The 1834-nt window shown below is 44.4% G+C and carries 1 rRNA gene; it reads right to left on the bottom strand.

Annotated features, from left to right (window positions below):
- Nucleotides 1-52 precede the first annotated feature (52 nt).
- Nucleotides 53-1563, bottom strand: a 16S ribosomal RNA gene (locus OFO12_RS08055).
- Between the last annotated feature and the right edge of the window lie 271 nt (nucleotides 1564-1834).

Here is a 1834-nt window from a genome sequence, read left to right as displayed (position 1 = left end):
CGATTGAGTTTATGATGAATATCTTGTGAGAGAATATTCATTTGTACTCTAGAAAGGAGGTGATCCAACCGCAGGTTCTCCTACGGTTACCTTGTTACGACTTCACCCCAGTCGCTGATTCCACTGTGGACGGTAGCTAGTTTAGCATTCCGGCTTCGAGTGAAATCAACTCCCATGGTGTGACGGGCGGTGAGTACAAGACCCGGGAACGTATTCACCGTAGCATGGCTGATCTACGATTACTAGCGATTCCGGCTTCATGCTCTCGAGTTGCAGAGAACAATCCGAACTGGGACATATTTTATAGATTTGCTCCATCTCGCGATATTGCGTCTCATTGTATATGCCATTGTAGCACGTGTGTCGCCCTAGGCATAAGGGCCATGATGACTTGACGTCGTCCACACCTTCCTCCTCCTTACGAAGGCAGTCTATTTAGAGTGCTCGGCCGAACCGTTAGCAACTAAATACGTGGGTTGCGCTCGTTGCGGGACTTAACCCAACATCTCACGACACGAGCTGACGACAGCCGTGCAGCACCTGTCTCAACATTCTAGCAAGCTAGCACTCTCTTATCTCTAAGAGATTTGTTGGATATCAAGCCTAGGTAAGGTTCTTCGCGTATCTTCGAATTAAACCACATGCTCCACCGCTTGTGCGGGTCCCCGTCTATTCCTTTGAGTTTTAATCTTGCGACCGTACTCCCCAGGCGGTATACTTAATCCGTTAGGTGGATTACTGCCATGACTAGCATAGCAACAACCAGTATACATCGTTTAGGGCGTGGACTACCAGGGTATCTAATCCTGTTTGCTCCCCACGCTTTCACGCATTAGCGTCAGTTAAGTTCCAGTAGATCGCCTTCGCAATGGGTATTCTTCTTGATCTCTACGGATTTTACCCCTACACCAAGAATTCCATCTACCTCTCCCTTACTCTAGATTACCAGTTTCCCAAGCAGTTTAACGGTTAAGCCGTTAGATTTCACAAGAGACTTGATAATCCGCCTACGCGTCCTTTACGCCCAGTGATTCCGAGTAACGCTTGCACCCTCCGTATTACCGCGGCTGCTGGCACGGAGTTAGCCGGTGCTTATTCGTTAGGTACCGTCAGTGTTCTTCCCTAACAAAAGGAGTTTACGCTCCGAAAAGTGTCATCCTCCACGCGGCGTTGCTGCTTCAGGGTTTCCCCCATTGAGCAATATTCCCTACTGCTGCCTCCCGTAGGAGTCTGGACCGTGTCTCAGTTCCAGTGTGACTGATCATCCTCTCAGACCAGTTATGCGTCATAGCCTTGGTAAGCCATTACCTTACCAACTAGCTGATACAATATAGTCTCATCCTACACCGAAAAACTTTCCCGACTTAACTTGTGTTAAGAAGGAGTATGGAGTATTAGCAGTCATTTCTAACTGTTGTCCTCCAGTGTAGGGCAGATTAACTATACATTACTCACCCGTGCGCCACTAACTCATAAGAGCAAGCTCTTACTTGTCCGTTCGACTTGCATGTATTAGGCACGCCGCCAGCGTTCACTCTGAGCCAGGATCAAACTCTCCATAAAAAATGTATCAAAGATAAAAAGAAACTTTTTATCTTTTAAATTCAATTTATGAAGTTTTTAATCTAAAAACTTAATTGTTTGTAACTTTTAAATTTGACAATTATAAAAATTGTCTTTGGCTCAATCGATCACTTGTTTAGATTTCAAAGATTGACTAAAAGATAGTTTTTGACAATAATAAATAAAATAACACGCATTGGAAAATAACAGAAGTTAGATTTCAAAAACGGAAAGTGGATTATATTCAAGGGTTGCTTAAAAAGAGATTAAA

This window comes from Campylobacter sp. JMF_04 NA10, from assembly GCF_027737655.1.
In the GTDB taxonomy this organism is placed as follows: domain Bacteria; phylum Campylobacterota; class Campylobacteria; order Campylobacterales; family Campylobacteraceae; genus Campylobacter_B.
This window is presented reverse-complemented; position numbering and strand designations above follow the sequence as displayed.